Here is a 26,993-nt window from a genome sequence, read left to right on the forward strand (position 1 = left end):
TCATGCCCGGGTGCTGGTATCGACAAGGCTGAGCAGGCCCGGAAAGCGCTCGTCGAGTTCCTTGCGGCGTAGCGTCACCTTCCGGCTGTTGCCGTAGTCCACCTGGCGCGTCAGGCCGGCCTCACGCAGTACCCGGAAGTGGTGGGTCAGCGTGGACTTGGACACGTCAAGGTTGAACGACGCGCACGTGCGCTCGACGCCGTCCTCTTCCCTGCGCAGGTCCTCGATCACCTTGCGCCGGTGAGGGTCGGCCAGCGCCGCGAACAGGGCCCCGATCTCCATCTCCTCAACGGACGGGTGGCCTTCAGAGTCTGGCATGACACCCCCTCAGGTACGTCATGAATCGTACCATCGGGCCACGCCTGTGAGATCGTGTAGAGCTTGCGCGCACGTGGAGCGTGGGGCGCATCAGCCGATGATTCGACGTGCGTCGCGCTGTGTCAAAGTGTAGATAGACGCGGTCGCGGCCGTACCTGCTGAAGTGGGTGCCGCGGCGGGCGCGAGACCTGCCGCAGGTCATCCTTATTCCAATCGGGCGGGGGCGACGGCGAAGGCGGGGCCCGAAGGTACGACTTGCATCGTACCTAGGATGCCTGCTAGACCGTAGGTACGACGTGCTTCGTACCTTCTGGGTCGGGCTCACACACCCCAGCGAACGCGCCGAACCCGCTCTCCCGGAAACACTCCCGGGACTGATTTGCAAGGACTGGCCGTGGAACTGCAGAACAAGACCGCACTGATCACCGGCGCAAGCTCCGGCATCGGTCGCGAGACCGCGAAACTGTTCGCCGCCGAGGGCGCCTCCGTCGTCGTGGCCGGACGCCGGGAGAACCTCCTGGTCGACCTGGTCGAGGAGATCCGGGGCGACGGCGGCACCGCCCGCTACGTCGTCGCCGACGTTAGCAACCTCGACGACGTGAACCGTCTCGCCGAGGAGGCGGGCGACGTGGACGTCCTGGTGAACAACGCGGGCGTCTTCCCGTTCGCCTTGACCGACGAGCAGACGGTCGAGAACTTCGACCTGCTGTTCAACACCAACGTGCGCGGCCCCTACTTCCTGACCGCGGCGGTGGTGAAGAAGATGAAGGCCAAGGGATCGGGCAGCGTCATCGTGACCACCTCGATCGCCGGCATCGAGGGGATGGCCCATGCCGGCGTCTACGGCGGTACGAAGGCAGCCCTGGCCTCCATCGTGAGGTCATGGGCGTCAGAGTTCGGAAAAGACGGTATCCGGGTCAACGCCGTGGCACCTGGCAACGTCCGCACTGACGCAGTGATCGACGTGCTCGGCGAGGAAGCGTTCGAGGAGTGGGGCCGCACCGGCAATCCCGTCGGGCGCCTCGGCGTACCCCGCGAGATCGCCGAGACGATTCTGTTCCTCGCCTCGCCACGCTCCAGCTACCTCACCGGCCAGGAGATCGCCGTCGACGGCGGCTACACCACCAGCGGCTGACCGCCCGTCAGCACCTGGGATCCCGAGGCCCGGCGCCCACCACGACCAGCGGGATCCCAAACCGCTGCGGCCGCAGCCAACCGAATCACCGCACTCGCGGGATATGCGCGGGATGGCCATGCCGGCGCCAACCTATCCAGGTTCGAATCCTGGACCCGCCGCATCAGTGGGAGCAGCCCCTGAACAGCAGAGATGCGGTCAGGGGCTGTCTCGCTTTCATGATCCCTGGCCCCGCTCGGGTCCGGGCGGCGACCGCAGGCCCGCTCCGCACGCCGGACACTTCTCGGCCGCACCGACCCGCCCGCCCCAATATTCACCGCGATCATCGACGAGGCCGCGCTCCGGCGCCCAATCGGCGGACCGGAGGTGATGCGCAGCCAGTTCCACGCACTCTTGGACGCCGCCCGGCGCCCGAATGTCACCTTGCGTGTGCTGCCGTACGCCGTCGGCGCGCATCCGGGCCTCGATGGGCCGTTCATCATCTTGAGTTTCCCGGAGCAACTGGCGCCGGAAGTGGCGTACGTCGAGACGAAGGGCGGCGACATCTACGCGGAAAGCGCTGGAGACGTCCGCCGGTTCAGGGTTGACTTCGAGAGCATTTCCGCTGCGGCGCTGGACCCGGAGCGATCGACGGAGTTCATCGCCGCCATCGCAGAGGAGTGGTCCAGTCTCATGCTGATCCCCGAGAAGGCCGTCCTGAGCCTGCCCTGGCGTAAGAGCAGCTGGAGCGGCAGCGGAAACGCGACGTGCGTGGAGGTCGCGCCCATCGTCTTCGAGCGCGTCTCTTCCGCCGGCGACCAGTAACCCGCCAAGCGGAGAGGTCCCGGCGAACGCCGGGGCCTCGTCCAGTCCTGGAGTCAGAGTGCTGCGGTCGGTGCGTGTTGTCGTCGGCGGAGTGGTGGAGTTCGCTACATGTAGGGGTCCGGGCCGGCGAAGTATTTCCGGCCGGTGGGTGTCACCCAGACCAGCTGTCCTGGCTCCGGGTGCAGGAGTGTCCAGCCCGCTGATGCCTTCAGCCGATGATGTTTGCGGCACAGTGGCGCGAGGTTGCACTCACACGTCACCCCGCCTTGGTCGTAGGGGATCGTGTGGTCGAGGTCGCATGCTTGTGCCGGTCTTCGGCAGGCGGGGAATCGGCACGTACGGTCGCGGGTCTCGACGATGTGACGCAGTGACTCCGGTGGCCGGTAGGTGCCCTGGATATTTCGTTTGTCTGGGTCGTTGGTCTGGCCGGTGCGGTGCTCGCGGCCGTGGTTCGTCGCCTGGCCGTCGGGTTGTGCGGTGATGAGGTCGGCCAGGGCCTGTGGGCGGGTCGCCTCGTCGCCGTCAGGAGGTGGCGGGATGTGGCCGTGGCCGATCGCGCGTCCGGCCGGGTCGATGACGGTGTAGCACCAGCGTCGCCCGGTGGCCGTGGCTGCGATCGCGCGTGCCATCGAGGCCGGGACCGCACCGTGGCCGCGAACCTCACCGGGCAGATCCGCCGTACCGAGCAGCGTGCCGATCGGCACGATCAGATGGACCGTACCGGCGATGCCTTTCTTGGACGCCGGCCGGGACGCTCCAGGCGCGCGGAGATCGTCGAGATCTTCCGGCTGGTCGGCTGCGCGCATCTGCTGGTCAGTTCGATCGATGTCATCGGGCTCGTCGGTCGGTTCGGCGCCGAGTTGGTCGCCTGGCCGGCTGTTCACGGGTGGCCAGATGGGTGCGGGTCCGGTGCCCAGCAGCAGATCGAGGAAGACCTGGGCGCGCAGGAAGCCCAACGAATGCGGCGCACCGTCGGTCTTGAGCGCCCGAGCCAGCGCGGTGATGCGGTTGTCGGCCGCCAGCGCCTGATCCGCGGGCAGGTCACGCCCGCACAGGTCGGCGGTGTGGTCATCGGTGGCCCGCACCTCGACACGACGACCGGCCTCGGCACGCGAGCTGCGCCGCTCGGCCGCGCCCGGATCGGCCTCGATCACCGCCCGCCGCACCGCACTGCGCAACTGCCCGGTCGTCTGCTCTGGCGCCTCGGGAAGCACACGCCGCTCCACTAGCCGCGCCGTCGCGCCGTCAACGAGGCCATCGACGGCACGAGCGATCACCCGCGCCTTGGCCTCATCGATCAGCCCCTGGCCAAGCGCCTCCATCGTGCCCGGCAGCTTGTCGGCCAGCGGGCAGGCCAGCTCAAGCAACCGCGCGGCACCCCAGCCCGTCAGCGTGAGCTCCAACTGGATCTCTCCCACCGCCGACTCGAACGCCTCCACCCCGCCCCCACGCCGGGCGCGTTCTTCCAAGAACGTCGCCACCGCGGCCACCTCACCCGCCTTGGCCCATGCCCCCAACCGCCGCCACGCCCCGATCGCGGTCAGCAGACCATCGCCGTCCAGCCGCCCCGGATCCATCCCGGCCAGCGCCGCCGCCGACCCCGGACCCGGCGGAACCTGCAGATCCGAGGCATCAACGTCGAGGGCATCATCGAACCACAATACCGGCGCGGGCTCTTCGAGGAATTCCCCCGGCCACACGTAACGCGGATCCCGATCCCATGCCGCGCCATTCATGAAAGAGGGAACGACGCTCACTTTCTGAGCCACGCCGTACCTCCTTTTGGTCCCGCTCCAATAGCCTCTGATTATCGAACATGCTATCGCAAGATCGCCGCTAGGCGATAAGCTATATCGCACAAATCAGGACAAGCCAAAAAGTCGACACAGGAAATTGGAAGCAGCGCGGAGGTGCTGTCCGGTTTCGGTCCGGTTAGGAGTTGGATGGCGGCTGTTCGCGATTCTTCAGTTCCCGAACGAGGTTGATCAGGACGCCACCTACGTCGATACGTTCGCGGGTGGAGACTGTACGGTCAACCGGACACGCCCGAACCCGGACCCCGGCTGGGATGAGCGACCACCGGTTCTAAAGTCTAGCGGGGCCGGCATTCGGTGATCAGATGACGCTTTCGACGTTCGGCCCCAGAGCCGGTGCGGCAGGCGATGGCAGCTCCGGCCGTACGCCGACGGTCGTGTCGTGCTCACCTGGCCGTACGGTCCGTCGGCGGCTCCCGTGAAGTTCCTGTTACATCCGTGATCAGCCCGTTCCCAGTGAGCCCGGGGCGGGTTAGCGTCCGTATGTGCTGATCACTCCACACGAGCAGGAGCGGCTGCTGATCCATGTGGCGGCCGGCCTCGCCCGCGACCGGCGTGCCCGCGGGTTGCGGCTCAACCACCCCGAGGCGACCGCGGTCATCGCCGCGTACGTGCTGGAGGGCGCCCGCGACGGGCGGAGCGTCGCCGATCTCATGGAGGCCGGGCGCACCGTGCTCACCCGCGAGGACGTCATGGAGGGGATCCCGGAGATGATCGACTCCGTGCAGGTCGAGGCGACCTTCCCCGACGGCACCAAGCTCGTCACCGTCCACCGGCCGATCCCGTGACGCCCCCTCGCCCGAGGTGGGGAGCCCACGCCGTCCTACCCGGAGGAGAGAACAGGGTGAGGCCCAGATGAGCGCCGGTTCCGTCCCGGGCGAGATCGTGACCGGGGACGGCGCGGTGGAGCTGAACCCCGGCCGTCCGCGTACGACGATCACGGTCGTCAACACCGGGGACCGGCCGGTGCAGGTCGGCTCGCACTATCACTTCGCGCAGGCCAACGACGCGCTCGACTTCGACCGGGAGGCAGCGCGCGGCCACCGGCTCGACGTGCCCGCGGGTACCGCCGTGCGGTTCGAGCCGGGGATCGCGCGCGAGGTGTCGCTGGTGCCCTTCGCCGGGCGCGCGGTCGTACCGGGGCTGCGCCATGACTGAGATCTCGCGCTCCCGCTACGCCCAGCTGTACGGACCCACCGTCGGCGACCGCGTACGCTTGGCCGACACCGACCTGTTCATCGAGATCACCGAGGATCTGTCCCGGGGTGCGGGGGCCGGCGACGAGGCGGTCTTCGGCGGCGGCAAGGTGATCCGCGAGTCGATGGGCCAAGGTGTGGCGACGCGCGCCGAGGGGGCGCCCGACCTGGTGATCACCGGCGTCGTCGTGCTGGACCACTGGGGTGTCGTCAAGGCCGACGTGGGTGTGCGCGACGGCCGGATCGTCGCGCTCGGCAAGGCCGGCAACCCGGACACGATGGACGGGGTCCATCCCGGCCTGGTGATCGGCCCGTCCACCGAGATCCTGGCCGGCAACGGCAGGATCCTCACGGCCGGGGCGGTCGACTCGCACGTCCACCTGATCTGCCCGCAGCTCGTCGGCGAGGCCCTCGGCGCCGGTGTCACCACGCTCATCGGCGGCGGCACCGGTCCGGCCGAGGGCACCAAGGCGACGACGGTGACCCCCGGCGCCTGGCACCTCGCCCGGATGCTGGAGGCGATGGACTCCTTCCCGGTCAACGTGGCGCTGCTCGCCAAGGGCAACACGGTGTCCGAGGAGGGCATGTGGGAGGCGCTGCGCGGCGGCGCGTCCGGTTTCAAACTGCACGAGGACTGGGGATCGACCCCGGCCGCGATCGACGCGTGCCTGCGCGTCGCCGACGCCTCGGGGGTCCAGGTGGCCCTGCACTCCGACACCCTCAACGAGGCCGGGTACGTCGAGTCGACGCTGAACGCCGTCGGCGGCCGGTCCATCCACGCCTACCACACCGAGGGGGCCGGCGGTGGCCACGCGCCGGACATCATCACGGCCGCCGGGTACCCGAACATCCTGCCGTCCTCGACCAACCCGACCCGGCCGCACACCGTCAACACGCTCGACGAGCACCTCGACATGCTCATGGTCTGCCACCACTTGAACCCATCGGTGCCGGAGGACCTCGCGTTCGCCGAGTCGCGGATCCGCCCGACCACGATGGCGGCCGAGGACGTCCTGCACGACATCGGCGCGATCTCAATGATCGGCTCGGACTCCCAGGCCATGGGCCGGATCGGCGAGACCGTGATCCGCACCTGGCAGACCGCGCACGTGATGAAGGGCCACCGGGGCGGCCTCGACGACAACCTCCGCGCCCGTCGTTACGTCGCCAAATACACGATCTGCCCGGCGATCGCGCACGGTCTCGACGCGGAGGTCGGCTCGGTCGAGGTGGGCAAGCTTGCCGACCTGGTGCTGTGGGATCCGGCGTTCTTCGGCGTGCGGCCGCACGTCGTGATCAAGGGCGGCATGATCGCCTGGGGGCAGATGGGCGACGCGAACGCCTCGATCCCGACGCCGCAGCCGGTGTTCCCCCGCCCGATGTGGGGCGCGACCGCTGCCCCGGCCACCTCGGTGCATTTCGTGGCCTCGGCCGCGCTGGAGGACGGCCTCGCCGAGCGCCTCGACGTGCGGCGGCGCCTGGTCGCGGTCAAGGACACCCGGCGGCTGGGGAAGGCGGACATGCCGCTGAACGACGCTCTGCCGGAGATCAAGGTCGACCCGGACACGTTCACGGTGAGCGTCGACGGGAACGAGGTCGAGCCGGCGCCCGCCTCGGAGCTGCCCATGGCCCAGCGGTACTTCCTGTTCTGATGGACCGCTGATGGACGCCGCCCTGCTGCTGCTCGCCGACTCGCGGCTTCCCGCCGGTGGGCACGCGCACTCCGGCGGCCTCGAGACGGCCGCCGCGACCGGCGTCGTCCGCGACCTGGCCACACTCGCCGCATTCCTGCATGGCCGGCTCGCGACCACGGGCCTCGTCACGGCGGGCCTGGCGGCGGCCGCCTGCGCGTACGCACGCGAGTACGCGGCGCGGGTACGGCCCGACGCGGGTGCCGGCACGCCGTCCACGGGAGCGTCACCGGGTGACCTCGCGGACTGGGCCGGGCTCGACGCCGAGGCGGACGCGCGCACCCCGTCGCCCGCGCAGCGCCGGGCCTCGCGGGCGCAGGGGCGGGCGCTGCTGCGCGTCGCCCGTGCCACCTGGCCCGGTCCCGTTCTGGAGACCCTGGCCGCTGCGTCCGGAGGCCCGCACCATCCAGTCGCGCTCGGCGCCGTGGTCGCCGCCGCGGGCGGCGCTCCGGAACGGGCGGCGCAGATCGCGGCGTACGGCTCGGTGACCGGTCCGGCCTCGGCGGCGGTCCGCCTGCTCGGGCTCGATCCCCTCGGCGTGCACCGGGTGCTCGCAGGCCTCGCCGGACGGATCGACGCCGTCGCGGAGGAGGCGGCCGAGGCCGTACGCGCCGGTGATCTGCCCGCGGCGTCCGCGCCCGCGCTGGACGTGTTCGCCGAGCTTCACCAGCAGGCCGAGCTGCGCCTGTTCGAATCCTGAGATCGGAGGCCACTTTGGGACTGGACCACAGCCACGACCCGCACGAGCCGCGGTCGCACCGCGCCCTGCGGCTCGGCGTCGGCGGCCCGGTCGGCAGCGGCAAGACCGCCCTGGTCGCCGCGCTGTGCCGCCTGCTCCGCGACGAGGTCGCGCTGGCCGTCGTCACGAACGACATCTACACGACCGAGGACGCCGACTTCCTGCGCCGGAACGGCGTGCTGGACGACGACCGGATCGCGGCCGTCCGCACCGGCTGCTGCCCGCACACGGCGATCCGCGACGACATCTCCGCCAACCTCGACGCCGTCGAGGCGCTGGAAGACCGGCATGGCCCGCTCGACCTGGTGATCGTGGAGAGTGGCGGCGACAACCTCACCGCGACGTTCAGCCGCGGGCTGGTCGACCGGCAGATCTTCGTCCTCGATGTGTCCGGCGGCGACAAGGTCCCCCGCAAGGGCGGCCCGGGCGTCACCACTGCGGACCTGCTGGTGATCAACAAGACCGACCTCGCGCCGTTGGTCGGCGCCGACCTGACCGTCATGGCGCGCGACGCCGAACGCGTGCGGGCCGGCCTGCCGATCGCCTTCACCTCGCTGCGGGAACGCCCGGACGTCCCGGAGGTGACCGCCTGGGTCCGCTCCGCCCTCGCCGAACGCGCCCCCGCGTGAGTCTCGCCGCGCGGGCCCGCACGGCCGTTCCCACGGACACCGGCCGGGGCGCGGGTGCGGACGGGCACACCGGTTTCGCGGCGCGCGCGGCCGTACGCGCCGAGCGCGGCCCCGGCGGGCGGACCCGGATCACGCGGTTGCGGTCGGACGGCCCGCTCGCGCTGCGCGAGTCCGGTGACTCGGTCTACCTGGTCGGCGCGGGGGCGGGGCCGCTCGGCGGCGACGACCTGGAGCTGACGATCGAGGTCGGCCCGGGGGCGCGGCTCGACCTCCGCTCGGCCGCGGCGGCGCTCGTTCTGCCGGGACGCCGGGACGCCGGGACGTCACGCCTGATCGTACGAGCCGACGTCGCGGCCGGAGGGCGGCTCGTGTTCGCCCCCGAACCCACGATCGCCGCAGCCGGCTGCGACCACCACGCGCTGGCGGAGGTCACTCTCGACGAAGGCGCGGAGCTGGTGTGGCGGGAGGAGATCGTCCTCGGCCGCCACGATGAACCTCCAGGGCGCTACGTCAGCCGGTTCGACGTCACGGCGGGCACGGTGCCGCTGCTCCGCCACGAACTGCGGATCGACGAGGACGCCACGAGCGGCGCCGTGCTCGGCGACGCGGGGGCCGTCGGCACCCTGCTGATCACCGGCGTCACCGCGGAGCCGTACGCCGACGAAGGGCTGGCCGTGCTGCCGCTCGCCGGCCCCGGCGTCCTGGTGACGGCGATGGCCGCCGACACCGTACGGCTGCGGGAGCGATTGGAACGGGGCCGCCGCCTCTTCACCTGACGCGCAGCCCTCCGACCGGCCCGGCGAGCGCCTACTTGCGCGTGAAACGCGGGCGGGCACCTGCCGAGCGTCCCGAAGAGCACTTCGTACCGGGAAGGGTCAGCGGCCGGTGACGCGGTGGGCGGCGGTGGCCAGGAGCAGGGCGGCGTGCACGTCGGGATCGGTGACCGTGTGGCCGAGCAGTGCCTCGATGCGTTGCAGGCGCTGGTAGAACGACTGGCGGCGCAGGTGGAGCACTGCCGCCGTCCGGGTGGCGCTGCAGCCGTGCAGCAGGAATGTCTCCAGGGTGCGCACCAGGTCCGTACGGTGCGCGGCGTCCCACTCCACGAGCGGGCCGATGGTGTGGCGGACCAGGTGGTCGAGGTGGCCGCTCCCGCCGTGGCGAGTGAGTTCCAGGTCGAGCGCGATGGAGCGCGCGCTGATCAGGCGGGAGCCGGGCCGCAGGTCCAGAGCGGCCCGGGCGTCGCGCAGCGAACCGCCGAGTTCGCCGACCTCGGTCGCTGGATGTCCGACGGCGATCCGCACCTGCGGCGCGCTCAGCCGGCGGAGAGCCTCGTCGAGCGCCTGCTGCGCCGCACCCACGACGTCGCCGACACTACGGGGGACGGCGAGGACGCCCAGGACGAGCCGGGACACCCGGCCGCGCAGCGCGGGCGTGTGCAGGATCCGGGCGGCGCGGTCGATGACGGCCAGCGCGGCCGCGGTCTCCAGCGCGTCGGCGGCGAGCCCGATGAGCAGGTGATCCGCCGCCGGGCGGAAGCCCGCCAGCGCCGCCCGTACCGACGACTCGGCCCGGCCTTCGGCGGTGCCCTCCAGAAGGTCGGTGAGGAGGGCGGCGGCCAGCCGGTCGGGTTCGCGCGGCGGGTCGCCGGTGCGCAGCATCGCCAGCGCCAGCGCGACCGTGGTCCGCTCCAGCGCCACCGCCAGGTCCTCGGCGGGCAGTGGAGAGCCCGGCCCGGCGATCAGCCGTCCCCACGTCGTCCCCAGCACGGTGACCGGAGCCTCGGCCAGCGGGGTCTCCGCGGCCCGCCACGCCTCGCGGTCGCCGGCGACGCCGTGCGCGGCGACCAGCGCTCCGTTGTCGGCGACCAGGATCAACGGCCCGCCCACCACCCCGGCGGCGGCCGCGAGAAGCCCGGGGACGCCGATGCCCGCGATCAGGACGTCGTTGAGCGCGCGGCTGATGGAATCGCCCAGCCGCAGCCGGTGGCCCGCCTGGTCGACGATGCGGGTGTTGGCGACCTCGGCGATCCGGCTGAAGGGGACGACGGCGTTCAGGGTGATGAACGGCAGTGCCTGCCGGCGGGCCTCGGCCACGAGTTCGCCCGGCGCCTCGGGGAACGTCCGGCCGAGCTCCAGCGCGACCCCGGCGACGTCGCGTTCGGCGATCTCACGGAGGTAGTGCCGCCGCGCTCCGGCGTCGGTGCCCGCCAGGCCGAGACCGGTGGTCAGCAGCAGTTCGCCGCCGGTCAGCAGCGGGCCGATCTCGTAGATCTCGCTCGAGTGCACCCAGCGGACGATGCGGTCGAGCGCAGTCTCGCCGGCGAGCACCACGGGGTGGGCCTCGCGCATCACGTCGAACGCGAGGATCTCCCGGAGCGTAAGGGCCATCACACCCTCTCCTGACGGATCGTCCAGTTCAGAGGCCAATAGTACGGACGTCATGTCCATTCCCCTTCCCGGGGTCGCCCGGCGATAGTGGGCCCATGACCAGTGATGTCGTCGATGACGCGGCGATGCTGAGCGTCGCGCTGGAGGAGGCGCGCGCCGGGTATGCCGAGGGCGGCGTCCCGGTCGGGGCCGCGCTGTTCGGCGCCGACGGACGGCTGCTCGGGCGCGGGCACAACCGGCGGGTGCAGGACGACGACCCGTCGACGCACGGAGAGACCGCGGCGTTCCGCGCGGCCGGCCGGCAGTCCACGTACCGCGGTACCACCATGGCCACGACGCTGTCGCCGTGCTGGTACTGCAGCGGGCTGATCCTGCAGTTCGGCATATCCCGGGTGGTCGTCGGCGAGGCGCGGACGTTCGAGGGCCACCACCAGTGGCTGGCCGGGCACGGTGTCGAGGTCGTCGTGCTCGACGACCCGGAGTGCGCCGAGCTGATGACCGCCTTCATCAAGGAACACCCCGACATCTGGAACGAGGACATCGGAGAGAGCTCATGAGTACGAGTGGCGTCGTTCCCGTCATCGACCTCACCGCCTGGTTCGAGGGCGACGCCGCCGCCCGGGCGGACGTCGCGGCGCGCGTCGACGCCGCCCTGCGGGAGATCGGTTTCCTGGTGGTCACCGGGCACGGAGTGCCGGCCCCGTTGCGCGAACGGATCCGCGCGGCGGCCAAACGGTTCTTCGCGTTCCCCGACGCGGTGAAGGAACCGTACGCCGTCACGGTCGGCGAGCGCGGCTGGCTGCCGCCCGGCGTCGAGGCCAACGGCTACGCCGAGGGCACGCCGACCCCGCCGGACCTGAAGGAGACGTTCGCGGTCGGCGCCGACCGGCCGACCGGTGACGCGGAGATCGACGCCGAGTGGTTCCTGCCGAACGTCTGGCCTGCCGAGGAGCCTGAGTTCGAGCCGCTGCTCACCGACTACCTCGACCGAATGCGGACGCTCGCCGACGAACTGCTGAGGCTGTGCGCGGTGGCGCTCGGGCTCGCACCGGACTTCTTCACGGCCAGGACGGGGCACCCGTCGTACACGCTGAACATCAACCGGTATCCGCCGCTGTCCCAGGTGGGCCCGGCGGAGCCGGGGCAGTTCCGCATCGGCCCGCACACCGACTTCGGCACCGTCACGATCCTCGACCGGCAGAACGGCGTGGGCGGCCTGCAGGTGTACAGCGCCGACGGCGGCTGGGTGAACGCGCCGTACGTCGAGGACTCCTTCACCATCAACATCGGGGACCTGCTGGCCCGCTGGACCGGTGACCGCTGGCGGTCGAACCGGCACCGGGTCCTGCCACCGGATCCCAGCGCCCCGGACGAGGAACTCGTCTCGCTCATCTACTTCTACGAGTGCGATCCCGGCGCCCGAATCGAGTCCATCGCGCCGCCGATCGGCCGGGTGACCCACGAGCCGGTGCGCGCCTCCGACTACCTCCTCGACAAGCTCAACGCCATCACGGTGGGCTGAGCGCTCCCCGCTGGATCGAAAGGCACGCCCATGACGGTGCTCAAGGAGCCCGCTCCCTCCCTGGACGTACGGGAGGGCACGTACGGCGAGAAGGTCGCGGCGGTCGAGCCCGGCGGCGCGGAGTTCATCCCGCTCGCCGAGCGCCATGGCAGGCCCCGGCAGCTGCTGTGGACCTGGACGTCGCCGAATTTGGAGTTCGCCACCGTGTTCCTCGGCGTGCTCGCGGTGGGCGCGTTCGGGCTGAGCTTCTGGCAGGCGGCGCTGGCGATCGTCGTCGGCACGGTCCTCGGCTCGGTGACCCACGGTGTGCTGTCGGCGCGCGGACCCGCGCACGGGGTGCCGCAGATGGTGCTGAGCCGGATCTCCTTCGGCCACTGGGGCAACGCCCTGCCGGCCGGTCTGAACGCCGTCGTCGCGGGGATCGGCTGGTTCGCCGTGAACAGCGTCAGCGGCGCGCTCGCGCTGAACACGCTGACCGGCTGGCCGCAGGCGCTGTGCCTGGTCATCGTCGTCGTCGCCATGGTGGCGCTGGCCTTCTTCGGGCACAACCTCGTGCACGCCTTCGAGAAATACGCCCTGCCGGTGCTCGCCGTGGTCTTCGCCGTGACCTCCGTGATCATTCTGGCGAAGTCCCACCCTGGCGCCCCAGGGCACGGCGGCGGCATGGGCGGTTTCCTGCTGACCGTCGGCGCGACGTTCGGGTACGCGGCCGGCTGGAACCCATACGCGGCCGACTACACGCGCTACCTCCCGGCGGACAGCAGCCGTAAGGCCGTCGGCCTGTACGCCGGGCTCGGCGTGTTCGTCTCCTGTGTCGTCCTGGAGATCGTCGGAGCGGCGTCCGTCACGATCGGCGGCGACGCTCTGGGCCAGCCCACCTCGGCCTTCACCGGTCACCTCCCGACGGCCGTCGCCGACCTCACACTGGTGGCGATCGCGCTCGGCGGCATCGCGGCCAACGCGCTGAACGTCTACTCGGGGTCGATGTCCTTCGTCGCCCTGGGCATCAAGCTGCCGATGGCACTACGGCGGGCCATCGTCGCCGTCGTGTTCGGCGCGATCGGCTTCGTGGTCGCGCTGTCCGGCCTGCACGACGCCGGGCAGAAGTACGAGTCGTTCCTTCTGGTGATCTCGTACTGGATCGGCCCCTGGCTGGCCGTGTTCCTGCTCGACCAGTATCTGCGGCGCGGTACGGACGTGGACGGCCTGCTCTTCGACCGGCGGCACCGCAACTGGGCCGGGCCGGTCGCGATGGTGGCCGGCGTGGTGCTGTCGGTGTGGCTGTTCTCCAACCAGCAGAAGTACGTCGGGCCGGTGCCGAAGCACGTCAAATCGGTCGGCGACATCGCGTTCGAGGTCGGCTTCATGATCTCGGCTCTGGTGTACCTCGTGCTGTGGCGGCCGAAGGCCGGGCGCGCCGGGGAGGCGTGACGAGGCTGTGGCCGTCCTGACGGCCGTGACACGTAGGTACATCCGCTTATGGGTTATCCCATGATGGCTGCGGTGAGTTCGTCGCGTCCGCTGGTATTGGTTTTGCGGAACAATGATTTCAGGTGGTCGTTGACGGTATGGGGTGAGATTTTGAGGCCGCGGGCGATCTGTTTGGGGGCGGTTCCCTCGCAGAGTTTTTCGAGGATGGTGCGTTCGCGGGGGGTGATGGAGTACCAGGCTGTGAACGCGGGCAGCAACAGTCCGCCCGTAGCTGCCTGGATGACCACGGCGACGTCGCCGGTGCCGTCGTCGTTCAGGGGTTGCGCGTGGATCGCGGTCCAGTGCCCGGCGTAGGACGCGGGCATGCAGGCGACCGGGAGTGGCTGGCCAAGGTGAGAATTGCGGGCGGCGAGTGATACCTCGCTGGAGATCGCGGTGGCGGCCCAGCCGCCGGAGATCGCCGCGGGCAGCCGTAGTTCGCGCAGCCATGCTCGTGCCTGTGGGCTGACCGCCCGTACGGCATGGTCGGCGCCCACCATGATGATCCCCGGCGCCAGCTTGGGCCTGGCCGCCTGTGGGGGGATGGCCGTCGCGTGCCCGCGCACGACCGCGATGAGCGGCTGGGCCAGTCGCAGCAGTGCCCGCTCGTCACCGGCCCCGAAGGGGCTGCCGCCTTCTTCCCGTAGCAGCGAGACCATGCCCCAGACGCCGCGCCCATCGCGCAGTAGCATCCGCAGTTCGCTGCCTACCCCGTGCGCTGAGAGAACCCCCTGTGCCAGGGGTGCCGGCGCGGAAGGGCTGATCACGGCGATGGGCACGCTGAAGCGGGCCAGCTCATCGGGACTGTACGGGTCCTCGCCGAAATACAGGTTATGCCGCTGGGCCAGGCGGAACGCGGGGTCCGCCCGGTGCCAGAAGCCGAGGGAGCCGATGCCGGTGGCCGGATTCATCCCGCTGAGGTTGAAGGAGTCGTGCGGTACCACCGAGGCGATGGCCTGGGACAGGAACTCGCCTAACTCGTCGGGACTGAGGCCCGGCCGGGCTCCGGCGCTAAGCGATTCTCCCAGTCGGAACAGAGTGTCTCCCACGAGGTGAGTGTCTCGCAGGGGATGCCTTTACCGCGACCCAGTTCGCGGCGGCCATCCCGAGATTTGAGGGTGTCCTGGCTCGGGTCGGGTGGACCACACTTGGCGGAGCGTACCTGGTTGCATGCCGGCTAGGCGGGGGTGAGGCGAGGGTGATGGAGTCGAGGCGCCGGTCGCGAAGGCTGCTGGTCATGGCGGTCTGCGGGTGGCTCGGATCAGCGGCCGCCTTCGGGGCCAGGCCCGCCGAAACCGCGACCACGCCAGGGGATGAGCCCCTTGTGCGGACCGGCTCCGGACCGGTGCGCGGCGTCCTCGCCGACGGTTACCGCGCCTTCTACGCCATCCCGTACGCGGCGCCGCCAGTGGGCGAGCTGCGCTGGCGACCACCGATCCCGCCCCAGCCCTGGTCGCAGGTCAAAGACGCGAGCAGGCCCGCCCCGCGCTGCCCGCAGACCGCGCTCGCCGGGAGAGATCCAGCCGATCCGGGCAGTGAGGACTGCCTCTACCTCAACGTCACCACCCCCCGTGCCACCGGGCCCCACCGGCCGTGGCCGGTCATGGTCTGGCTGCACGGCGGATCGTTCGCCACCGGCTCTGGCGGTGCCTACCGACCACAGCGACTTGCCACCGGCGGGAACGTTGTCGTGGTCACCCTCAACTACCGGCTTGGGGCGCTGGGATTCTGGGGCTACCCGGGGCTGCGCTCCTCGGCGACCTTCGGGTTGCTGGATCAGCGCGCGGCCCTGGACTGGGTACGCCACAACGCTTCGGCGTTCGGCGGCGACGCGCGCAACGTCACCCTCTTCGGCCAGTCCGCTGGGGCGCTGAGCATCTGCGCGCACCTGACCTCAGCCCAGTCCGCGGGCCTGTTCCACCGGGCGATCCTCCAAAGTGGCGCGTGCGCCACCAGCACGCCACCGCTCAGGCCGGCCCAGGGAACCACCGCCACCTCGATCTGGATTCCCCGTGCCGACGCCGAGAAGAGCGGCGCTGCCCTCGCCGAACGCCTCGGCTGCGTGGACAAGGCCACCGCGCTCGCCTGCATGCGCCGGATCCAGCCGGCCGACCTGCTGAAAGCCACCGAGAACGCCACCTGGGGGCCGGCCTACGACACGCCGATTCTGCCGATCAGCCCGGACCAGGCGCTGCGCGTAGGCCGCTTCCACCGGATGCCCGTACTGGAGGGGCACACCCGCGACGAAGCGCGACTGCTCGCCGTGCTCACCCTGCCCAGGCCGATCACCACCGCCGAGTACGGCGCACTGGTGGTCCGGGCGTTCGGCACGAACGCGGGCAAGGTCGCTGCCCAGTACCCGCCGGGCCGGTACCCCTCACCGAGCCTGGCCTGGGCCACCGTTCTCACCGACCGGATATTCGCCTGTCCCACCCTGACCGATGAGCGCCTCTTCGCGCGAACCGTACCCGTCTTCGGCTACGAGTTCGCCGACCCCGACGCCCCGCGCATCTACCCGTTCCCCGACTGGATGCCGCCGGGCGCCTACCACGGCTCAGACCTGGCCTACCTATTCGACCCCGCCGGGGTCGACCGTCTGACCCCGGAACAGCACAAACTGGCCGCCGTGATGATCGGCTACTGGACCCGGTTCGCCGCCACCGGCGATCCGAACACCGGCCAGTCACCACGCTGGCCGCGAATCAGCCTTGATCGGCCGATACTCGCGCAGGCGTTCGCGCCCGGAAAAGATGGCATCACGCCAGTGGATCCGGACGTCGAGCACCACTGTGGCTTCTGGGCAAAAATGTTTTGACCGCCGCAGTGGACCGCCCCGGCGATCTTGGAGACTGGATCGCCGGGGCGGTCCAGACCTATTCTCCGGCCAACTCCATCCGGTTCAGGTCCCGTACCGCCGAAATGACGGACTCCTCTCGGAAGCCGCCGCGCCCGGGTCCGGCGGTCACCGGTGCAGGGACGGTGGCGTGCCTGCGCCGGACGATTTCAATCCCGAAGTTTGGGGGATACCTCCGCGCCCGCCTCCTGCGTCATTCTCAGGGAGCGGCCGGGAGGCGCCGCGGTGAGGGCGGGGGATTTCTGTGAAGCGCATCAACGACTACGACCGGTTCTATGCCGCCGATCCGGATTTCTTCGAGGCCTCGGACAGGATTCCCGATGGGGACACCCGTCTCTCTTTCTTCTCGGCGGATGTGCCCGCGGGCTGGCGGCGTGAGGAGAACGGGTGGTGGGTTCGCCTGAATCCATCCGCGGAGGCAGGGCCCGAACAGGGGTGGATGATTCATGTTTCGGTCGCCGAGCATCTGGTCGAGCGCACGGTCGAGATCGTGGGCGGGTACTGCCTGAATCACTCGATCGGATTCGAGGGCATCCGCAGCCGCCGGGCGGCCCGCGCGCTGAACGCCAAGCGCGCCGACCGCCGGCGAAGCGGCCGGCTGATGACGCTTTTCCCGGCGGACGAAGCGCGGTTCACGACCGCGCTGCTCGACCTGGACGCCCTTTTGAAAGGACAGCCGGGCCCCTATGTGCTGGGCGCGCTGCGGCACGGCTCCGGCCCGCTCTATTGCCGATACGGCTCATTCGCCCCGGCCACCGAAACCGACGAGCACGGCGAACCGGTGAGCAGACTTCGCCGCCCGGACGGCCGGTTGGTCGTGGAGGACAGCGCTCCGGTGTTCCGTCCACCCGACTGGATCTCCGTCCCGGAGGTGCTGGACGCGGATCTGCGAGCGATGCGCGAAACCGTCCAAGGCGGGCTCCCGTACCGCATCGAGCGCGCCCTGGCGATCACCAACGCGGGCGGCACGTACGTGGGCGCGGATCGCCTGACCGGCGTGCGGGTCGTCCTGCGTGAGGCCCGGCCGCACGCGGGTCTCGACGAGCACGGCGAGGACGCGGTGACCCGGCTCGACCGGCATCGCGCGGCGCTGGAGCGGGCCGCGGGCCTGGAATGCGTGCCGGAACTGCTCGACTACCGCACCTTCGGCGAACACCGGTTCCTGATCGAGGAGTTCGTCGAAGGCGTGTCGCTGAACCTTTCGGTGCTCGCCGGCCTGCCGTTGCTCACTCACCAAGAGGCCGTACGCGAGTCCGGCGACGTCGCCACGTACACGAAATGGGCGATGGACGTCCTGGACGAGCTGCGGGACGCGGTGGACGGACTGCTCGGTCGCGGGATCCGGCTGGGCGAGCTCGATCCCGAGAACGTCGTGATCCGTCCGGACGGGCGCGTCGCACTGGTCGATCTCGAATCGGCGACATCGCTCGACGATGACCGTGCTCCGGCGGCCGACGACCCGCAGTTCTGCGTCCCCGCAGGTGTCCGTGGAGCCGCGGCGCACGAACATCTGCTCAACAGGCTGCGGCTGTGGCTGTTCCTCCCACTGCCGTACCACGAGCGGGCCAAGGTGCGGACGCTGTCCGAGGCCGTCACCCGGCATTACCCGGTGCCGCCCGATTTCGGCGCGAACCTGGTGCACGTGCTGGGGTGCTCCGACCCCGACTCCGCCGGGGACGCGCTGGACCGGCCAGAGGCGAACTGGCCGGAGATCCGGGACTCTCTCGTGCGCGGCATCCATGCGGTCGCGAGCCCGCATCGGCGGGACCGGCTGTTCCCGGGGACGCCGACGACTCCCACGACGATCGGCGGCTACCCGCTCGGGTACGGGGCGGCAGGGGTTCTCTACGCCCTCGGCCAGGCGGGTGCCGAGATTCCGGAGGAGTACGTCGAGTGGCTGGCGAAGGCGGCCCTCGACGATCCCGCTCCCGTGCCGGGCCTCTACGACGGGCTACACGGCGTGGCGTTCGTCCTCGACCACCTCGGTCACCGCGAGACGGCACTCACCGTGATCGAGCGTTCCCGGCCGCTGGATGAGACGGCGCGCTCGGCGGATCTGGGCGGCGGCCTGGCGGGCATCGCGCTGAACCTTCTCCACTTCGCCCGGGTGACCGGCGACGAGGAGATGCGGGCACGCGCCGTACGCCTCGGCGACGACCTTGCCGAACGCGTCCGGGATGGGCTCCCGGCGACCCCCGGCGGGCCGGAGCCGTTCGGCCTGCTGCACGGCCCGACCGGGCCGGCCCTGCTCTTTCAGCACCTGCACGCGCATACCGGCGAGCCCCGCTATCTGGACCTGGCCGACATGGCCCTGCGGCACGACCTCGACCGGTGCGTGACCCGTCCCGATGGCACGGTGCACCTGTTCGACGGCAGCCGCTACCTGACGTACCTGCACGGCGGGAGCAACGGCCTGGCCTTCGTCCTGCGGAACCAGCTCCGGCACCGTCCGGCCCCCGACCTGCAAGCGGCGCTCGAGGGCATCAGACGCGCGTGCCAACCGGCCTGCGTCCATAACGCGGGACTGCTCCGCGGCCGCGCCGGCATGATCGCGACGCTGGCCGAGCTCGGCTTCGCCGAGGACGGCCCGGCCATCAGGGACCAGGTCCGCCGGCTCGCCTGGCACGCCCGGCGGCGCCGTGGGCACCTGGTCTTTCCCGGTTTCCGCATGCGCCGGTTGGCCATGGATCTGGCGACCGGATCCGCGGGCGTTCTGCTCGCCATCAACGCCGCGTTCGGGGAACGTACGGGGGTCCTTCCCCACCTCGATTCGCGGACGGCCACAACCGACACCACGGAGGGAGGGAGGTGAGAACCGTGGAGCAGATCCTTGCCCTGCAGGAGATGCAGGAGGACACCGTCTCCGTGCCGTCGAACTGCGTGAGCTGGACGTCGAGCAACACGGCCTTCTGACGCCAGGCGTCGGAAGCGTCCCCGGTGCCGGCCGGTCCTTTCACCGCGGCCGGCCGGCACCGGCCAATCGCCTTCGGAGGGGAAATGCTGGCCGAACTGTTTCTGGCGGCGGACCCGTTGTTCGCCGACGCCGTGGAGAACGTCGACGACGGCGGGACCAGATTCCAGCCACCCATGCGGGCCGGATGGACGCGGGTGGAAAGCGGCGGCTGGGTGCAACTGGCCAAGCGGGGTACGACCCTGCCGGACCAGGGATGGAAGATTCACGTCTCGGCCACCACGACCGACGCGGCCAAAGTGATCGACACGGTCTGCGGCTACTGCTTCGAGCACGATTTGAGCCTGAAGTTTCTGCGCAGCAGGCAGATCATGGAGATCGCCAACAGCAAGGTGGCCGCACGCGCGTCCAGCGGAAAGCTGATCACCGTCTACCCGCCCGAACACCTCCTCGAACGGACGCTGAACGACCTTTCCGAGCTGCTCGCCGGCACCGAGGGGCCGTACGTGCTGAGCGACCTGCGGTGGGACGCCGGGCCGCTGTACGTCCGGTATGGCGCGTTCAGACCCCGGACCTGCTTTTCCGCCGAGGGCGAGCACGTGCCCGCCATCCGGGACCCGGCCGGACGCCTGACGCCCGACCTTCGCGGACCCACGTTCCGGCTGCCGCCCTGGGCACCGGTTCCCCATTTCATCGGGACGAGGATCGAGGCGAGGCGCGGGAAAGCGGAGCCGTTCCCCTACCGGGTCGAGAAGGCCCTGCGCCTGTCGAACGCCGGCGGCGTCTACCGCGCGACGCAACCGGAATCCGGCCGTACCGTGGTGCTTCGTGAGGCTCGGCCGCACGCCGGGCTGGACGACGCGGGCGACGACGCGGTCACCCGCCTGCTCCGCGCGCGGGCCATCCTGCAACGGCTGCAGGACGTCGACGTGGTCCCCAAGGTCCTCGCTCACCGCGTGCACTGGGAACACCACTTCCTCGTGGAAGAGTTCGTCGAGGGCGAGAGCCTGCTGGACGCCGTCGCCCGGCGGCACCCGCTGCGCCGCCCAGGTCACACCACGGCGAGCCGGGCCGAGTACGCGTGCTGGGCGCTGACCATCCTGGATCGCGTCGAGTCGGCCCTGGCCGGCCTGCACGAAAGGGGGATCGTCTTCGGCGACCTCCAGCCCGGCAACGTGATCGTCCGCCCCGACGGCCGGGTGTGCCTGGTCGACTTCGAGACGGCGCACGAGCTCTCGGATGACCCCGCGTCGGGCCTGGCCACCGCGGGCTTCGCCGCCTCGTGGGCACGGTCCGGATTCGGTCCCGACGACTACGCTCTGCAATGCCTGCGCCTGGCCCTGTTCCTCCCCATCACCCAGCTCATCCGGTTCGATCCGGCCAAGATCGGAATCCTGGTGGACGCCGTCGAGGAGCTGTTCCCCGTGCCGGAAGGCTTCGGACGCCGATTGCGGCCACGTCTCGCCCCGCCTCCGAAGTTCGAGGCTCGCGTGCGGCCCGCGTCCCGGCACCGCGACTGCGCCGGGCCAGGGCATCTCCCCGCCCCGTCCTGGCCGGCCACCCGGGACGACCCGGCGTGGCCGACGGTACTGGACGCGATGCGAGACGCGATCGTCTGCAGTGCGACGCCGGGGCGCGAGGACCGGCTCTTCCCCGGAGATCCCCGCCAGTTCGAGGGGCAGGGAGCCACCCTCGCCTACGGCGCCGCGGGTGTCCTCTACGCGCTGCACGCCACGGCACGCACCGGCTATCCCGGCTTCGAGGAACACGTCGACTGGCTGATCCGCGCGAACAGGCGCATCGACACGCCGCGCGCGGGGCTCTGCGACGGACTCACGGGAGTCGCGTACGTCCTCGCCGAGCTGGGCCAGCACGACGAAGCCCTCGACGCGCTGAGCCGTCTGCGCGGCCTCGACCTCCGCGGGAGCGCGGCCGGCCTGTTCGGCGGTCTCGCCGGGATCGGCCTCGGCCTGCTGCACCTCCGCGGCGGGCTCGTCGGCGGCGGCCCGGACGAGGAGGCGGTCCGGATCGCCGACCGGCTGACTCGCGTGATCGACGGAGACGTGAGCGACGTCGCCACCGTGACCCGCCCCGGCCTCATGCACGGCTGGTCGGGCGTCGCACTGCTGCTCACCCGCCTGTACGGGGTGACCGGGCAGGTGCGCTATCTCGACGCCGCCTCGACCGCGTTGGCCAGGGACATCGCCCACTGCGGCGTCCCGGCCGACGGATGCCTCCAAGTACGAGAGGGGACCGACTGGCGCCTGAGCCTCACGCGAGGAAGCGCCGGCATCGCGGTCGCGCTGCGGGAATACCTCGCGTACCGGGCGGATGACGACCACTACCGCCACGTCCTCGATGCCGTCCGCGCCGGGCTGTGCACGGATCTGATGCTGTCCTCGGGGCTTCTCGAGGGGCGTTCGGGAGTCCTGGCCGCCCTGGCACATCTGTCCGGCGCCGACGGCGATCCCGCGGTCGACACGCACCTTCGTCACCTCGGCTGGCACGCGGTCCGCTTCCACAGGCACCTCGCCTTCCCATCGGGCGACCTCAATCGGCTGTCCATGGACCTGGGCACCGGAACAGCGGGGGTGCTCCTCGCCGTCCACGGCGCGCTCGGACTGGGCGGCGCCCCGCGGGCCTGGGCCGGTACGGCCCCCCTGACGGCGAGCCCGGCCCGTTGACCCGGCCGCTGACGTCGAGGCGCCCGGCAGGTGACGCGGACGGGCGGCTGTCCTGTAACCGCGACTTCCTGATCATGTCGATCGGGAACGGCCTGTCGCAGTTGGGCACGGGCGCGGCGGGCATGGTGCTGCCGCTGGTGGTCCTGCGTTCGACCGGCTCGACGCTGTGGGTCGGCGTGGTCGAGGCCGTCTGGGCGGCGTCCGTCGGCCTCGCATGTGTGCCGGCCGGTCCGATCGTGGACCGCTTCGACCGGCGTACCGTCCTGCTGATCTGCGATGCGGGACGCGCACTGGCCAGTGCCGCGCTGGCCCTTGCCTCGGTCGGTGGCCGCCCACCGGTCTGGGTCCTCTTGAGTGCGGGCGTCGTCCTGGGTTTCCTGGGCGCACCGTCCAACGCCGCGGTCCTCGCCTCGCTCCGCCGGCTCGTTCCCGGGTCACGGCTGTCCACGGCCGTGTCGGTGACACTGGGGCGTATCCAGGCCGCGAGTCTGATCGGCCCGATCGTCGGCGGCTTCCTGTTCAGCGTGTCGCCCAGCGTTCCGTTCTGGTTCGACGCCTGCTCGTTCGTCATGTCCGGGGTGTGCGTGTTCGCGGTGCGCAGGTCCCTGCGCGCCACCCCGGCCGCCGGGTCCGGGTTCCTGAGCGACCTCACGGCCGGATTCCGATTCGTGTGGAGGGAGAGGCTTCTGCGGACCTGCCTGCTGACGACCGTGGCGCTCGGCCTGATCCTCCAGGGCATCCTCCTGCTCGTCATCATGGTCAACGCCCAGCGCGGCGCGAGCGGGCCATCGGTCGGCCTCATCGTGGCCGCCGCCACCGGAGGAGCCCTGGTCGGCACCGTGCTCGCCCCGATCGCCGGCGACAGGTTCCCGCCCGTACGGCTCGTCATGGGCGCCACCGCGGTCACCGGCTGCCTGGTGCTCGCCATGGCCGCCGCCCGCGACCGGATCGCCCTGGCCGCCCTGCTCGCCCTGGCCATGGTCGTCATGTCCATCGCCGGGAGCGTGCTGACCACGACCCGGCTGCTGGGCACGCCCGACGGCTTCCAGGGACGGGTGAACAGCGTCTTCAACCTCACTCAGCTCGCCGCGGCACTCGGCCCCACCTTGGCCGGCCTGATGCTCACCCGCCTGTCCGGCGGCGCAAGCCTGCTGATCTTCGCCGGGCTGCTGTGCGCCGTGACGCTCCTGCTGACCCGGCTGAAGGCCCCGGCGCCGGAGGCGGTGGCAGGGTCCCCCGATCCCGACGCGCCGGCCCCCGGAGGTCGAGCATGACCGCCTACTCCATCATGATGCCGTTCGCCCCTGCGCGTCCCCAGCAGATCCTGCCCTACGCCGCGCTCACGCAATGGAGCAAGGCGCACCGCCTGTGGCAGGGGCAGGCGGACATCAGCGACCCGAACCAGACCTTCGTGTTCGCGGCGGCGTCGGGTTTCCGCGTCCCGGTCGGGACGGGCGTGCTGCTCATGCCGAACCGCCACCCCGCCACCGCGGCGCAACTCGCCCAGACGCTGGCGATGACCATGGGCCACCCGGTCGTCGCCGGTTACGGTCCGGGTGCCGAGGCCCTCCAGCGCGCCTTGCTCGGCATGCCGTATCGGAGCCCTCTGACCGCCACGCGCGAGTACCTGACCATCATGCGCGGGCTGCTGGCCGGGGAGAGGGTCGAGTACGAGGGGGAGTACTTCTCGTGCCGCTTCGCCCTGAGGCCCGTCCCGAGCCCGCCTGTCGAGGTCGGCGTGGGGGTGCTCGGACCGGCCATGGCCCGGGTCGCCGGCGAGCTGGCCGACGTGGCCATCACCTGGCTGGTCCCCGCCGCCCACCTCCAGGACGTGATCGTCCCCGCGCTTCGCGAGGGCGCCGAGGCGGCCGGACGTCCGGTGCCCCGCCTGGTGTCCCTCGTCCCGGTGGCCCTCGACACGGACGGACGCGACCTGCCCGATCTGGTGATCGCCGGGCATTCCGGCCACCTCCGCCTGCCGCACTACGCCACGATGCTGCGAAGGTGCGGTATCGACACCGACACCGCCGACCCACGCGCCGCCGCGACGGCGCTGATCAAGGGCGGCGCGTTCCTCGGCGGCGGTCTCGCCGACGTCTGCGAGCAACTGCGCCATCATGCCGACGCCGGCGCCGACGAGATCGCTTTGAATCTCTCCGGCGTGCATGTGCGGAACGGCGAGACGACGGCGTTGCGGGAACTCCACATGATCTTGGAGGAGGTCGCCGCATGAGGCGATGACGAACACATCGGTTCCGATGCAGAACGTTCCCGCGACCAGCAGGAACAGCCGCACGGGCACGTTGCATTCCTATTCTCAGATGTGGATTCAGGGCAGGAAGATCTCGGACTTGACGGCATCTGCCACATCAGGCGGGAAGTCGTTCAGGTAGAAATGATCGCCGGAGAAGGTCCGCACAGAGAAGTTGGACGATGTGTGGTCGGCCCAGCAGCACATATCATTTCGCGATACACGTGGGTCCGCTCGCCCCACGAAGGCGGTGATCGGACAAGGCAGCACTGTATGAATATCGCCGCGATAGGCGTGTATCGCCCGGTAGTCGCTGCGCAGCGGTGGAAGAAAAAGCTCCCTGAGCTCTTCATTCTCGAAGAACGCCGGATTAGTGCCATGAAGCAACCGCAGTTCGTTCACCATGGCGTCCTCGCTGTCCCAATGCCGAGTACTTCGATGTTGTGAGGGCGCCTGTATCCCTGAAACAATGAGTCTGGCAGGCGATATGCCGTATTCAAGTTCTAGGCGTTTGGCGGTTTCGAAGGCGATCAGGCCTCCCATGCTATGTCCAAAAAGGACCAGGCGCGGCTGCGTCTCCGCGCCGATGAGCCTGGCGACTTCGTCGGCGATCATCCCCAGGTCTTCGATTGCGGGCTCCGCGTAGCGGTCCTGCCGTCCGGGGTACTGTACTCCCAGCACTTGGATTTTCGGAGAAAGAGCCGCGGACAGGGGAAAGAAATAGCCTGCGGATCCGCCGGCGTATGGGAAGCACAACAAGCGGTGCGTCGAGTCGCCGCCGTCATGGAAGGAGCGTATCCAGGACGCGTAGGGGCGAAAGTGCGTCATATGGCAATCCGTTCCAAGATCAATGCGCTCAATGCACCGATGGTCGGCCGCTTCAGGAACTCGTGCATGTCGATTCTTACTCGGAAGCGCACATGAACCTTCGTGATTATGACCGCCGCCGACAGAGATGTCCCGCCCAATTCCATGAAATGGCGGTCGGTGGCGATATCGCCGAAACCAAGCACGCCGGACCAGATGGCGGCAACGGCTCTCTGTACATCATCCATATCGTCGTTTCCGCCCGGCAGTACGGTGACGGGGCCGCCCAACCGCCGACGGTCGACCTTCCCGTTAGGAGACAATGGCAACGATTCGGCGGCGATGATGTGCCGGGGAACCATATAGTCGGGTAGCCGGCCGGTCAAATATGATCGAAGTTCCTGCCAATCGGCCGAATAGCCTGGTTCGGTTACCACGTGAGCTACCAGCTGCCGTTCACCATGTGGGGGCGTCCATGCCACGACTGCACACTCGTGGACCTGCGGGTGGCGGCGTAGCTCTATCTCGACTTCGCCAGGCTCGATCCGGTATCCGCGTATTTTAAGTTGATCGTCTGTCCGGCCGACGTAATTCAGGACCCCGTCCGCGCGTTGAGCGACCAGATCGCCGGTGCGATACATGCGTATCTGTCGACCGTTCATACGGATCACGGGAAAACGCTCCTCTGTGAGTTGAGGTTCGTGGGCGTACCCGTGCGCCAGGCCAACACCCGCCAGCCATAGTTCGCCTGAACCGTCAGGGATCATCTCGGGGTCCGCCGGTGCACGGACATGAGCCTCGATCCCAGGGATCGGCAGACCGATGGGAGGAGCATCCGGCCACGATTGCGGCGGGCCGGAGAGCGTATGGGCGAGAGCCACATGCGTCTCTGCGGGGCCGTAGTGATTGTGCAGACGGCATTCCGGGATCCGGCTGAAGAATTCGCGGATGCGAGCAGTGATATGGAGCGCCTCGCCCGCAGCGGCGACCTCGAGCAGGGACGTGGGGACGCAACTGAACTCGACGGCCAGATCGGCCAGTCGGCTCAGAACCACCGGCGGCACGAAGAGGCGCTCGATCTCCCAGGTCGTGAGTAGGTCAAGTATGCGCGGCAGGTCGCTACGTTCGTCGTCGGCCGGAGCGTAAAGACACCCTCCGCTGCACCATGCTGTGAACACCTCCTGGATGAAGACGTCGAAGCCCAGCGGCGCGAATAGTAGAGTGCGGAGGGGCTTCGAAGAGGTGCTCGCGAGCGTCCATTCGATGAGGTTGTCCAGGCAGCGATGCGGCATCGAGATGGCTTTGGGGCCCCCTGTTGAACCGGACGTGAAGACCAAATAGGCGGCGTCTTCATGGCCGATGTTCTCGTTGGATCGGGATCTCGTATGCTCTACGGCTTCGTCGCCGGTCATCACAAGTACACGGGACACAGGTGTCGTCCATGCCGGAACCTGGTCCGGCGTGACCAGGGCGAGCCGAGCACGGCTGCGCCGCCACATATGACGGATGCGCTCTTCGGGGTACCGGGGATCGACGATACAGAACGCTCCTCCCGCCCGGAGAATCGCCAATACGGCTACTCCCAGAGCGAGGCCGCGCGGCGCCTGAACGAGTACCACGTCACCCGGACGGAGCCCTTCCCGTATGAGGCGCGTGGATAGAACGGTCGCACGGCTGTCCAGTTCACCGTAGGTGAGCCGGCCATCTGAGGTGATTAGCGCAGGCGTGTCCGTGCGCTGTCTTATCTGAGTCTCGATCAGCTCCATGATACGGCTGGCCAA

At 70.0% G+C, this 26,993-nt stretch carries 22 protein-coding genes; 16 read left to right on the forward strand and 6 right to left on the reverse strand.

Features of this window, described 5'->3' with window-relative positions; translation table 11 throughout:
- A complete protein-coding gene (locus NE236_RS23975) occupies window positions 1–318 on the reverse strand; it encodes an ArsR/SmtB family transcription factor (protein ID WP_252844354.1) in 318 nt (105 codons plus the stop codon).
- 394 nt (window positions 319–712) lie between these two features.
- Here NE236_RS23975 and NE236_RS23980 point away from each other — a divergent pair, with 394 nt between their 5' ends.
- Window positions 713–1,453, forward strand: coding sequence for an SDR family NAD(P)-dependent oxidoreductase (locus tag NE236_RS23980; protein WP_252844355.1), 741 nt, complete (start codon window positions 713–715; stop codon window positions 1,451–1,453).
- 225 nt (window positions 1,454–1,678) lie between these two features.
- Complete coding sequence (locus NE236_RS23985; RefSeq protein WP_252844484.1) at window positions 1,679–2,257, forward strand: DUF397 domain-containing protein; 579 nt, start codon at window positions 1,679–1,681, stop codon at window positions 2,255–2,257.
- Between the two features lie 104 nt (window positions 2,258–2,361).
- Here the strand turns inward: NE236_RS23985 and NE236_RS23990 are convergent, their stop codons facing one another.
- Window positions 2,362–4,026 (reverse strand): HNH endonuclease signature motif containing protein, encoded by a 1,665-nt coding sequence (locus NE236_RS23990; protein WP_252844356.1) that lies wholly within the window; start codon window positions 4,024–4,026, stop codon window positions 2,362–2,364.
- Window positions 4,027–4,556: 530 nt separating this feature from the next.
- Between NE236_RS23990 and NE236_RS23995 the strand changes: the two genes are divergently transcribed.
- The 6 genes from NE236_RS23995 (at window position 4,557) to NE236_RS24020 (ending at window position 9,102) form a co-directional block, all read left to right on the forward strand.
- Window positions 4,557–4,859: an urease subunit gamma gene (locus NE236_RS23995; RefSeq protein ID WP_252844357.1), complete on the forward strand. Its 303-nt coding sequence runs from the start codon at window positions 4,557–4,559 to the stop codon at window positions 4,857–4,859.
- A 67-nt stretch (window positions 4,860–4,926) separates the two neighbouring features.
- Window positions 4,927–5,229 carry an urease subunit beta gene (locus NE236_RS24000; protein WP_252844358.1) on the forward strand — a complete coding sequence of 101 codons (303 nt, stop codon included), beginning with the start codon at window positions 4,927–4,929 and terminating at the stop codon, window positions 5,227–5,229.
- Window positions 5,222–6,919, forward strand: a complete 1,698-nt coding sequence (locus NE236_RS24005) for an urease subunit alpha (protein WP_252844359.1) — start codon at window positions 5,222–5,224, stop codon at window positions 6,917–6,919. The genes NE236_RS24000 and NE236_RS24005 overlap by 8 nt, the downstream gene beginning before the upstream one ends.
- 10 nt (window positions 6,920–6,929) lie before the next feature.
- Window positions 6,930–7,658 (forward strand): urease accessory protein UreF, encoded by a 729-nt coding sequence (locus NE236_RS24010; RefSeq protein WP_252844360.1) that lies wholly within the window; start codon window positions 6,930–6,932, stop codon window positions 7,656–7,658.
- A gap of 14 nt (window positions 7,659–7,672) precedes the next feature.
- The gene (gene ureG, locus NE236_RS24015) at window positions 7,673–8,326 is read left to right on the forward strand and encodes an urease accessory protein UreG (RefSeq protein ID WP_252844361.1); all 654 of its coding nucleotides are present in this window, start codon (window positions 7,673–7,675) and stop codon (window positions 8,324–8,326) included.
- Window positions 8,323–9,102: an urease accessory protein UreD gene (locus NE236_RS24020; protein WP_252844362.1), complete on the forward strand. Its 780-nt coding sequence runs from the start codon at window positions 8,323–8,325 to the stop codon at window positions 9,100–9,102. The genes ureG and NE236_RS24020 overlap by 4 nt, the downstream gene beginning before the upstream one ends.
- Window positions 9,103–9,201: 99 nt before the next feature.
- On the opposite strand, the gene NE236_RS24025 is transcribed toward NE236_RS24020, so the two are convergent.
- On the reverse strand, window positions 9,202–10,713 hold the full coding sequence (locus NE236_RS24025; RefSeq protein ID WP_252844363.1) for a helix-turn-helix domain-containing protein: 1,512 nt from the start codon (window positions 10,711–10,713) through the stop codon (window positions 9,202–9,204).
- Between the two features lie 95 nt (window positions 10,714–10,808).
- Between NE236_RS24025 and NE236_RS24030 the strand changes: the two genes are divergently transcribed.
- Genes NE236_RS24030 through NE236_RS24040 form a run of 3 tightly spaced genes read left to right on the forward strand, consistent with a single transcriptional unit; the run spans window position 10,809 to window position 13,666 of the window.
- Window positions 10,809–11,270, forward strand: coding sequence for a nucleoside deaminase (locus NE236_RS24030; RefSeq protein WP_252844364.1), 462 nt, complete (start codon window positions 10,809–10,811; stop codon window positions 11,268–11,270).
- Window positions 11,267–12,235, forward strand: coding sequence for an isopenicillin N synthase family dioxygenase (locus NE236_RS24035; RefSeq protein WP_252844365.1), 969 nt, complete (start codon window positions 11,267–11,269; stop codon window positions 12,233–12,235). Before NE236_RS24030 ends, NE236_RS24035 begins: the two co-directional genes overlap by 4 nt.
- A 30-nt stretch (window positions 12,236–12,265) precedes the next feature.
- The gene (locus NE236_RS24040) at window positions 12,266–13,666 is read left to right on the forward strand and encodes a purine-cytosine permease family protein (protein ID WP_252844366.1); all 1,401 of its coding nucleotides are present in this window, start codon (window positions 12,266–12,268) and stop codon (window positions 13,664–13,666) included.
- A 53-nt stretch (window positions 13,667–13,719) separates the two neighbouring features.
- Here the strand turns inward: NE236_RS24040 and NE236_RS44610 are convergent, their stop codons facing one another.
- Entirely contained in the window at window positions 13,720–14,754 is a 1,035-nt protein-coding gene (locus NE236_RS44610; protein WP_252844367.1) for a helix-turn-helix transcriptional regulator, read from the reverse strand.
- 275 nt (window positions 14,755–15,029) lie between these two features.
- Between NE236_RS44610 and NE236_RS24050 the strand changes: the two genes are divergently transcribed.
- The 5 genes from NE236_RS24050 (at window position 15,030) to NE236_RS24070 (ending at window position 24,387) form a co-directional block, all read left to right on the forward strand.
- Entirely contained in the window at window positions 15,030–16,520 is a 1,491-nt protein-coding gene (locus NE236_RS24050) for a carboxylesterase/lipase family protein (RefSeq protein ID WP_252844368.1), read from the forward strand.
- 283 nt (window positions 16,521–16,803) lie between these two features.
- Complete coding sequence (gene lanKC, locus NE236_RS24055) at window positions 16,804–19,371, forward strand: class III lanthionine synthetase LanKC (RefSeq protein ID WP_252844369.1); 2,568 nt, start codon at window positions 16,804–16,806, stop codon at window positions 19,369–19,371.
- A gap of 185 nt (window positions 19,372–19,556) precedes the next feature.
- Window positions 19,557–22,154 carry a class III lanthionine synthetase LanKC gene (lanKC, locus tag NE236_RS24060; protein ID WP_252844370.1) on the forward strand — a complete coding sequence of 866 codons (2,598 nt, stop codon included), beginning with the start codon at window positions 19,557–19,559 and terminating at the stop codon, window positions 22,152–22,154.
- Window positions 22,155–22,228: 74 nt separating this feature from the next.
- Window positions 22,229–23,428, forward strand: coding sequence for an MFS transporter (locus tag NE236_RS24065; protein WP_252844371.1), 1,200 nt, complete (start codon window positions 22,229–22,231; stop codon window positions 23,426–23,428).
- The gene (locus NE236_RS24070) at window positions 23,425–24,387 is read left to right on the forward strand and encodes an LLM class flavin-dependent oxidoreductase (RefSeq protein ID WP_252844372.1); all 963 of its coding nucleotides are present in this window, start codon (window positions 23,425–23,427) and stop codon (window positions 24,385–24,387) included. Before NE236_RS24065 ends, NE236_RS24070 begins: the two co-directional genes overlap by 4 nt.
- 96 nt (window positions 24,388–24,483) lie before the next feature.
- On the opposite strand, the gene NE236_RS24075 is transcribed toward NE236_RS24070, so the two are convergent.
- Both NE236_RS24075 and NE236_RS24080 read right to left on the reverse strand, forming a co-directional pair.
- Window positions 24,484–25,233 (reverse strand): thioesterase II family protein, encoded by a 750-nt coding sequence (locus NE236_RS24075; protein WP_252844373.1) that lies wholly within the window; start codon window positions 25,231–25,233, stop codon window positions 24,484–24,486.
- Entirely contained in the window at window positions 25,230–26,993 is a 1,764-nt protein-coding gene (locus NE236_RS24080; RefSeq protein WP_252844374.1) for a non-ribosomal peptide synthetase, read from the reverse strand. Before NE236_RS24080 ends, NE236_RS24075 begins: the two co-directional genes overlap by 4 nt.

This window comes from Actinoallomurus purpureus, assembly GCF_024055795.1.
Taxonomy (GTDB): domain Bacteria; phylum Actinomycetota; class Actinomycetes; order Streptosporangiales; family Streptosporangiaceae; genus Actinoallomurus; species Actinoallomurus purpureus.

Excerpts from the sequence above, each read along its gene's own strand:
- NE236_RS24065 (WP_252844371.1), top strand. The coding sequence starts at position 22,229 with ATGTCGATCGGGAACGGCCTGTCGCAGTTGGGCACGGGCGCGGCGGGC.
- NE236_RS24005 (WP_252844359.1), top strand. The coding sequence starts at position 5,222 with ATGACTGAGATCTCGCGCTCCCGCTACGCCCAGCTGTACGGACCCACC.
- NE236_RS24000 (WP_252844358.1), top strand. The coding sequence starts at position 4,927 with ATGAGCGCCGGTTCCGTCCCGGGCGAGATCGTGACCGGGGACGGCGCG.
- NE236_RS24010 (WP_252844360.1), top strand. The coding sequence starts at position 6,930 with ATGGACGCCGCCCTGCTGCTGCTCGCCGACTCGCGGCTTCCCGCCGGT.
- lanKC (WP_252844370.1), top strand. The coding sequence starts at position 19,557 with ATGCTGGCCGAACTGTTTCTGGCGGCGGACCCGTTGTTCGCCGACGCC.
- NE236_RS23975 (WP_252844354.1), bottom strand. The coding sequence starts at position 318 with ATGCCAGACTCTGAAGGCCACCCGTCCGTTGAGGAGATGGAGATCGGG.
- NE236_RS24025 (WP_252844363.1), bottom strand. The coding sequence starts at position 10,713 with ATGGCCCTTACGCTCCGGGAGATCCTCGCGTTCGACGTGATGCGCGAG.
- NE236_RS24070 (WP_252844372.1), top strand. The coding sequence starts at position 23,425 with ATGACCGCCTACTCCATCATGATGCCGTTCGCCCCTGCGCGTCCCCAG.
- NE236_RS24035 (WP_252844365.1), top strand. The coding sequence starts at position 11,267 with ATGAGTACGAGTGGCGTCGTTCCCGTCATCGACCTCACCGCCTGGTTC.
- NE236_RS24040 (WP_252844366.1), top strand. The coding sequence starts at position 12,266 with ATGACGGTGCTCAAGGAGCCCGCTCCCTCCCTGGACGTACGGGAGGGC.
- NE236_RS24030 (WP_252844364.1), top strand. The coding sequence starts at position 10,809 with ATGACCAGTGATGTCGTCGATGACGCGGCGATGCTGAGCGTCGCGCTG.
- NE236_RS24075 (WP_252844373.1), bottom strand. The coding sequence starts at position 25,233 with ATGACGCACTTTCGCCCCTACGCGTCCTGGATACGCTCCTTCCATGAC.